Consider the following 7081-nt stretch of genomic DNA (forward strand, 5'->3'; position numbering starts at 1 on the left):
AAGCACCGCATTCTTGCCGACCCGGGGGAGGTCGTGCAGCAAGCGCCGGACATCATTCTGGGCTCGTGGTGCGGCAAACGGTTCCGGCCGGAAAAAGTGGCGGCGCGCGATGGTTGGGGTGCGATTCCCGCTGTGCGGCACGGCGATCTCTACGAGATCAAGTCACCACTCATCCTGCAGCCGGGGCCGGCGGCGTTGTTCGACGGGTTGGAGGTGATGCATGGGATTTTCACGGAGTGGCAAAAGAGGCAGCGCGGACTGTAGGAGCGCACCCAGTGCGCGACCGTAGAAGTGATGGACGCGTCGCGATCGCGCACAGGGTGCGCTCCTACAGGGAAGTACAGGTGCGATGACAAATGGTGAGGCGAGGTTAGCTCCTCACCCCAACCCACTCCCCGGAGGGGAGAGAGGGAATAAAGGCAACCCGCGCAACCCTTACCAGATCTTCACCCGCTGGTTTTCCGGTCGCCACATCGGCTGTCCCGGCTTCACGCCGAAGGCGTCGTAGAAGTCCGGTACGTTCGACATCGGCCCGTTGACGCGCCACTTGGCAGGTGCATGCACGTCTGCAAGCAGCCCGTTGCGCAGGCGTGCCTCGCGTTCCTGCGACAACCAACCCAGCGCGTAACCGAGGAAGAAACGCTGCAGTGGCGTGTAGCCGGCGATCTTCTCGCCCTTCTTGAATTGCTCGGTTTTCTTGAACGCATCCAGGCCGATCAGGATGCCGCCGAAGTCGGCAATGTTTTCGCCCAGGCTGGCCTGGCCGTTGATGTGCAGCCCCGGCAGCGGCTCGTAGGCGTTGAACTGCTTCACCATGACATCGGCGCGTCGCTGGAAGCGCTCGGCGTCCTGCTTGGTCCACCAGTCGACCAGGTTGCCCTTGGCGTCGAACTGGCGACCTTCGTCATCGAAGCCGTGGGTGATCTCGTGGCCGATGGTCGAGGCTGCGACATAGCCATAGACCACGGCGTCGTCGATCTCGCTGTCGGCGTAGCCCGGGATCATGAACTGCGCCGCCGGCAGCACGATCTCGTTGTTGGAGGGGTTGTAGTAGGCGTTGTAGGTCTGCGGCGTCATTTCCCATTCGGTACGGTCGACCGGCTTGCCGTACTTGGACAGCATGTCGTCGAAGGCCCAGCGCCGCGCGCGCATCATGTTCTGTGCGTAGGAATCGCGACCGATGGCGAGGGCGGAGTAGTCCTTCCACCTGTCCGGATAGCCAACCTTCCGCGTAACTGCCGCCAACTTTTCGTGGGCCTTGGCCTTGGTGGCCGGTCCCATCCAGTCGAGCTTGTCGATGCGCTCGCCGTAGGCGGTGCGTACGGCTTCCACCATTGCGTTGTAGCGCTGCTTGCTGGCTTGGGAGAAATAGTCCTTCACGTAGATGCGGCCGAGGATCATGCCCAGCGCATCGTTCTCGGCGCGCAGCACGCGTTTCCAGCGCGGCTTTTGCTGCGCCTGGCCAGACAGCGTGCGTCCGTAGAAATCGAAGTGTTCGTCATCGAACGACTGGCTCAGGAAGCTCGCATAGGTATCGGCCAGGTGCACGCGCAGGTAATTGCGAAGCACCGGTGCCGGCGTCTTTGCCAGCAGCGCCTGCAGGCCATCGAAGAACTCCGGCTGTCCGACGATGACGGTCGGAGCGGCGAGTTTCCAGGTGGCCAGGCGCGTATTCCACACGATGGCGGGCGTGTGCCTGGCGGTGAATTCCGTCGGCGCCATCTTGTTGTAGTTCTTTTCCGGATCGCGCAGGTCGGCCAGCGGGCGCGACACCTTGGCGAGTGCGGTCTCGAACGCCATCACCTGCGTGGCGCTGCTGTGCGCGGAAGCACCGTCGGCGCCCAGCAGGCGGAACATGCGGCCCAGGTGCTCGACATACGCCGTGCGCGCCTTGGCAATGCCTTGCTCGGTGTTGAAGTAGTAGTCGCGCTCGGGCAGGCCCAGGCCACCCTGGACGAGGTGCACGGCCATCGCATCGCTCTGCTTTTCATCCTGCGATACGCCGAAGTCGAAGAACACGTCCACGCCCAGCGGTTGCAGCGCGAAGGCAGCGTCCAGCGCGGAATTGAGATCATGCACGCCGTCGATGGTCGCCATCGTGTCCTTCAGCGGCGAAGCACCCAGCCGGTCGGCCAGCGCCTGGTCCATGCCGATCGTCCAGAAATCGCCCACCTTCTGCTCGTCGCTACCCTGCGCGGCATGCGTCTGCGCGGCGGCGTCCTCGCTGATCTTGCGCAGCTTGGCGTACAGCTCTTCCTGCACGACCTGGCCGATGCCCCAGGCGGATTCCTCCGCCGGTATCGGATGCGCCTTCAGCCATGCGCCGTTGGCGAATTCGAAGAAGTCGTCGCCCGGATTCACGGACGTGTCGATGTTGCCGGCGACCACGTCGGGCTTGGTGGCAGTCGCAGGCGATGCGGCACAGGCCACGCCGGTCGCGGCAAGGCCCAGGGCAAGAGCAAGCAGCCGACGGCGGAAGGGCGACGGATTCGCGTTCATGCGGTTGTCTCTCCGGAAAACGATGGGATGGGGGACGGAATCAGAGACCGAGTGCGAGTCGCGCACCCAGGTCGGTCAGTGGCGAAACCAGCAGCAGGCGTGCGAGGACCAGCACGATCATCACGACCCATGGACCGAAGTCCAGGCCGCCGGCCACCAGGCGGCCTCGCAACGGGCGCAGCAACGGGTCAACCAGGCTGCCGGCGAGCCGATAGACCGGATGGTAGGTCTCGACCTGGAACAGGCTCATCAGCGACCACACGAAGATCAGCACCACGTAGAACATGGCGATGAAGTCGAGCGTGTCGGCCAGCGACAGCACGATCAATCCCAGTACGTGCGGAAAGACCCCCAGCAGCGCGAACAGCACCACGCGCTTGATCAGCATCAGCAGCCACACCGCCAGCAGCGCCGCGATGTTGATGCGCCGCCAGTTCGGCAGCAGCTTGCGGACGGGCGCCAGCACCGGGTTGGTGGTGCGGTAGATGAACTGGCTCAGCGGATTGTGGAAATCGGCGCGGCTGGCTTCGGCGGCAAGCCGCAGCACAAACAGCGCAGCGGCGGCGCCGAAGGCCAGTTCGAGCAGGAAGGAAAGGGCGTTGACGAGATAGCTCACGGCTGGTCATCCAATGCAGCGGCCAGCTCGCCGCTGCGGCGCGTGGCAGCGGCCACGGCACGGGCGACGATCTGGTGGAAATGGTCGGCGGAAAAACTTTCCAGGGCGGCTTGCGTGGTGCCGTTGGGCGAGGTCACGCGTTGGCGCAGCACACCGGGATCTTCGCCGCTTTCCACCAGCATGCGGCCGGCGCCGAGGCAGGTCTGTGCGGCGAGTGCGCGAGCTGTTTCGCGCGACATGCCCTGGGCGAATGCGGCATCTTCCAGCGCTTCCACCATGGCGAAGAAATAGGCCGGGCCGGAACCGGAAAGGCCGGTCACCGTATCGATCAACGCTTCGTCATCGACCCAGCGGGTCAGCCCCACCGCATCGAGGATGTGCTGTGCCTGTGCGCGCTGTTCGGCGCTGACGCGACGGTTGGCAAACAAGCCGGTGGCACCTGCACCGATCAGCGCGGGTGTGTTGGGCATGCAGCGCACGATGGCCAGCGCGTGGCCGAACCAGCGTTCGAGTTGGTCGATGCGCACGCCGGCGGCGATGGAAATAAGCAGCGGCCGCTGGCGCACCAGCAGGTCCTTAAGCTCGGCGTGGACGGCCGGCATGATCTGCGGTTTGACGGCCAGCACCAGTACGTCCGCGTCGGCGGTGGCCTGGCGGTTGTCGGCGTAGCAGGCCACGCCGAACTCGCGGCCCAGCTCCTGGCGGGCGTCGGCGCGCGGCTCGGCCACGCTGAGGGAGGAAGCGGAAAAGCCGGTCTTGAGCAGGCCGCCAATCAGGCTGCGTGCCATGTTCCCGCCACCAATGAAGGCAATACGTGTCATGCAGTTTCCTCATCCATGCGGCGGTTACCTTACCGGAGGAAGGGCTGTCCGTCCCATGGCGGAAGTGCAGCCCGTGGCCGGCTGGCAAGACCTTCTGCCGACCCGGTCCGCACTTTGGGCAGTAGACCTAAGGAAAGACTGGTGGCGCGGGCCTTGGCACGAGTAGTATCGGCTCGCTTGCCAGGGGAACCGGGACAGGGCCATTGCACGGCGTCGACGCGTTCGCGTCGCATGCGCCATGCCTCACCTCAACCGCGCGACCCCGGCATCAGGACATCCAGACGATCGGCTTGAGGGGAACGCCAGATGGATATCGCCGAACTGCTTGCCTTCTCGGTGAAGAACAAAGCCTCGGACTTGCACTTGTCCGCCGGCCTGCCGCCGATGATCCGCGTGGATGGCGACGTGCGTCGCATCAACATCCCGGCGCTCGAGCACAAGCAGGTGCACTCGCTGATCTACGACATCATGTCGGACAAGCAGCGCCGCGACTACGAAGAATTCCTCGAAGTCGACTTCTCGTTCGAAATCCCGGGCCTGGCGCGCTTCCGCGTCAACGCGTTCAACCAGAACCGTGGCTCGGGCGCCGTGTTCCGTACGATTCCGTCCGAAGTGCTCACGCTAGAAGACCTGGCCGCACCGGCCGTGTTCCGTGACCTGATCGAGCAGCCGCAAGGCCTGATCCTGGTGACCGGACCCACCGGTTCGGGCAAGTCGACCACGCTGGCGGCGATGGTCGACCACATCAACAAGAACGAATACGGCCACATCCTCACCATCGAGGATCCGATCGAATTCGTGCACACCTCGCAGAAGTGCCTGATCAACCAGCGCGAAGTGCACCGCGACACGCACGGCTTCAACGAGGCGCTGCGTTCCGCACTCCGCGAAGACCCGGACTTCGTGCTGGTCGGCGAGTTGCGCGACCTGGAAACCATCCGCCTGGCGCTGACCGCCGCGGAAACCGGACACCTGGTGTTCGGCACGCTGCACACCAGCTCGGCCGCCAAGACCATCGACCGCATCATCGACGTGTTCCCCGCCGGCGAAAAGCCGATGGTGCGTTCGATGCTGTCCGAGTCGCTGCGCGCGGTGATTTCGCAGTCGCTGCTGAAGAAGGTAGGCGGCGGTCGAATCGCGGCACACGAGATCATGGTCGGCATCCCCGCCATCCGAAACCTGATCCGCGAGGACAAGGTGGCGCAGATGTATTCGTCCATCCAGACCGGTCAGCAGTACGGCATGCAGACGCTGGACCAGAACCTGCAGGACCTGGTGAAACGCGGCCTCGTCACGCGCCAGCAGGCGGCGAGCTACGCGCGCAACAAGGACATCTTCAAGTAAAGGGTGAGGAGTAAATGGTAGAGGGGAGAAGCTGGTTCGCCGCAGCTTCGGGTTTCTTCTCTACCCTTGGCCATTGACGTTTGCGTCTCCCAAGGAGACAGATCATGAGCGATTTCGATTTCACCTCGTTCCTCAAGCTGATGGTGCACAAGAAGGCTTCGGACCTTTTCATCACGGCTGGCGTGCCGCCGTCGATGAAGGTGCAGGGCCGCGTCGTGCCGATCACGCAGAGCCCGCTGTCCGCGCAGCAGTCGCGCGACATGGTGCTCAACGTGATGACGCCCTCGCAGCGCGAGGAGTTCGAAAAGACCCACGAGTGCCAGTTCGCCATCTCGGCGCAGGGCGTGGGCCGCTTCCGCGTGTCGTGCTTCTATCAGCGCAACTGCGTGGGCATGGTGCTGCGCCGGATCGAGTCGAAGATCCCGACCATCGAAGAACTCAGCCTGCCGCCGGTGATCAAGCAGCTGGCGATGACCAAGCGCGGCATCATCATCTTCGTGGGCGGTACCGGTACCGGTAAGTCCACCTCGCTGGCGTCGATGATCGGCTTTCGCAACGCCAATTCGACCGGCCACATCATCACCATCGAAGACCCAATCGAATACGTGCACAAGCACGAGGGCTGCATCATCACGCAGCGCGAGCTGGGTATCGACACCGACAGCTGGGACAACGCGCTGAAGAACACGCTGCGCCAGGCGCCCGACGTCATCATGATCGGCGAAGTGCGTACGCGTGAAACGATGGAGCACGCGATCAACTTCTCCGAAACCGGTCACCTGTGCCTGTGCACCCTGCACGCGAACAACGCCAACCAGGCGATGGATCGCATCCTGCACTTCTTCCCGGAAGACCGCCGCTCGCAGCTGTTCATGGACTTGTCGCTCAACCTCAAGGGCATCGTGGCGCAGCAGCTGATCCCCACGCCCGACGGCAAGGCGCGTCGCGTGGCGGTGGAAGTGCTGCTGGGCACGCCGCTGGTGCAGGACTACATCCGCCAGGGCGAGATCCACAAGCTCAAGGAAGTGATGAAGGAGTCCACCAATCTCGGCATGAAAACATTCGACCAGAGCCTGGTCGAGCTCTATCACGCCGGCGAGATCTCCTACGAAGACGCCCTGCGTCACGCCGACAGCTCCAACGAAGTGCGTCTGCGCATCAAGCTGGCCCAGGGCGGTGACGCCCACACCCTGTCGCAGGGCCTGGACGGCGTGGAACTGGAAGAAACCCGCGACCAGCAGAATTTCAGCGGCAATTTCCTCCGGCGCTGAGCGGTTTTCCGTTTCGTACGAAAAGAAGGAGCCCGCGGGCTCCTTCTTCGTTTTCGGTTACCGCCTCAATCGGCGTGCAAGAGCTTTACTTGGCAGTATCGCTGACCGTCAGGCCACTGGCGTCGACGCTCTTGACGCCCTTGACGGCCTTGGCGACCGACGCGGCCTTGGCCTTCTCGGAAGAGCTGCTGGCGGTGCCGGTCAGGGTGACCACGCCGTCCTGCGTGTTGACGGAAATGTCGGTGCTCTTGATGCCCTTGGTGGTGGCAAGCTCAGACTTCACCTTGGTGGTGATCCAGCCATCGGCGGTCTTGTCGGGCACGGTTTGGTTGTCCGACGACTTCATCGCGGCGTCCTGGGCAGCAACCTGCGTAAAGGGCACGGCGGAGATGGCAGCGGCAAGGCCGACGGCGATCAGAGTCTTGCGGAACAGGTTGTTGGTGCGCATGGGATTTCTCCTGATAGTTGGGGAGCGCTGTCCATGAGACAGACGGTTGCCGCTGGCGGCGTCCGTGCAGCGATAACAACAG

General features: G+C 63.7%; 7 protein-coding genes. 3 read left to right on the forward strand and 4 right to left on the reverse strand.

The window, feature by feature from the left end:
- Positions 1–264 (forward strand): ABC transporter substrate-binding protein (locus tag VFG49_RS15775; protein WP_324862227.1); only part of this gene is annotated, 264 nt, incomplete at its 5' end.
- 171 nt (positions 265–435) lie between these two features.
- Here the strand turns inward: VFG49_RS15775 and VFG49_RS15780 are convergent.
- The 3 genes from VFG49_RS15780 to proC are packed head-to-tail and all read right to left on the reverse strand — an operon-like array spanning position 436 to position 3936.
- Positions 436–2499, reverse strand: coding sequence for a M13 family metallopeptidase (locus tag VFG49_RS15780; protein WP_324862229.1), 2064 nt, complete (start codon positions 2497–2499; stop codon positions 436–438).
- Between the two features lie 40 nt (positions 2500–2539).
- Positions 2540–3115 (reverse strand): YggT family protein, encoded by a 576-nt coding sequence (locus VFG49_RS15785; protein WP_324862231.1) that lies wholly within the window; start codon positions 3113–3115, stop codon positions 2540–2542.
- Positions 3112–3936, reverse strand: a complete 825-nt coding sequence (gene proC, locus VFG49_RS15790) for a pyrroline-5-carboxylate reductase (RefSeq protein ID WP_324862233.1) — start codon at positions 3934–3936, stop codon at positions 3112–3114. The genes VFG49_RS15785 and proC overlap by 4 nt, the downstream gene beginning before the upstream one ends.
- 306 nt (positions 3937–4242) lie before the next feature.
- Here proC and VFG49_RS15795 point away from each other — a divergent pair, with 306 nt between their 5' ends.
- Together VFG49_RS15795 and VFG49_RS15800 are read left to right on the forward strand one after the other, a co-directional pair.
- The gene (locus VFG49_RS15795) at positions 4243–5280 is read left to right on the forward strand and encodes a type IV pilus twitching motility protein PilT (RefSeq protein WP_324862235.1); all 1038 of its coding nucleotides are present in this window, start codon (positions 4243–4245) and stop codon (positions 5278–5280) included.
- Positions 5281–5384: 104 nt separating this feature from the next.
- Complete coding sequence (locus VFG49_RS15800) at positions 5385–6551, forward strand: PilT/PilU family type 4a pilus ATPase (RefSeq protein WP_324862237.1); 1167 nt, start codon at positions 5385–5387, stop codon at positions 6549–6551.
- A gap of 85 nt (positions 6552–6636) precedes the next feature.
- Here VFG49_RS15800 and VFG49_RS15805 read toward each other — a convergent pair whose 3' ends face one another.
- Positions 6637–6999, reverse strand: a complete 363-nt coding sequence (locus tag VFG49_RS15805; protein WP_324862239.1) for a BON domain-containing protein — start codon at positions 6997–6999, stop codon at positions 6637–6639.
- Between the last annotated feature and the right edge of the window lie 82 nt (positions 7000–7081).

Origin of the sequence: Dyella sp., assembly GCF_035685885.1 — a bacterium.
Taxonomy (GTDB): domain Bacteria; phylum Pseudomonadota; class Gammaproteobacteria; order Xanthomonadales; family Rhodanobacteraceae; genus Dyella.

Bases quoted from the DNA above. Each gene is read 5' to 3' on its own strand.
- proC (WP_324862233.1), bottom strand. From the start codon at position 3,936: ATGACACGTATTGCCTTCATTGGTGGCGGGAACATGGCACGCAGCCTG.
- VFG49_RS15805 (WP_324862239.1), bottom strand. From the start codon at position 6,999: ATGCGCACCAACAACCTGTTCCGCAAGACTCTGATCGCCGTCGGCCTT.
- VFG49_RS15800 (WP_324862237.1), top strand. From the start codon at position 5,385: ATGAGCGATTTCGATTTCACCTCGTTCCTCAAGCTGATGGTGCACAAG.
- VFG49_RS15780 (WP_324862229.1), bottom strand. From the start codon at position 2,499: ATGAACGCGAATCCGTCGCCCTTCCGCCGTCGGCTGCTTGCTCTTGCC.
- VFG49_RS15795 (WP_324862235.1), top strand. From the start codon at position 4,243: ATGGATATCGCCGAACTGCTTGCCTTCTCGGTGAAGAACAAAGCCTCG.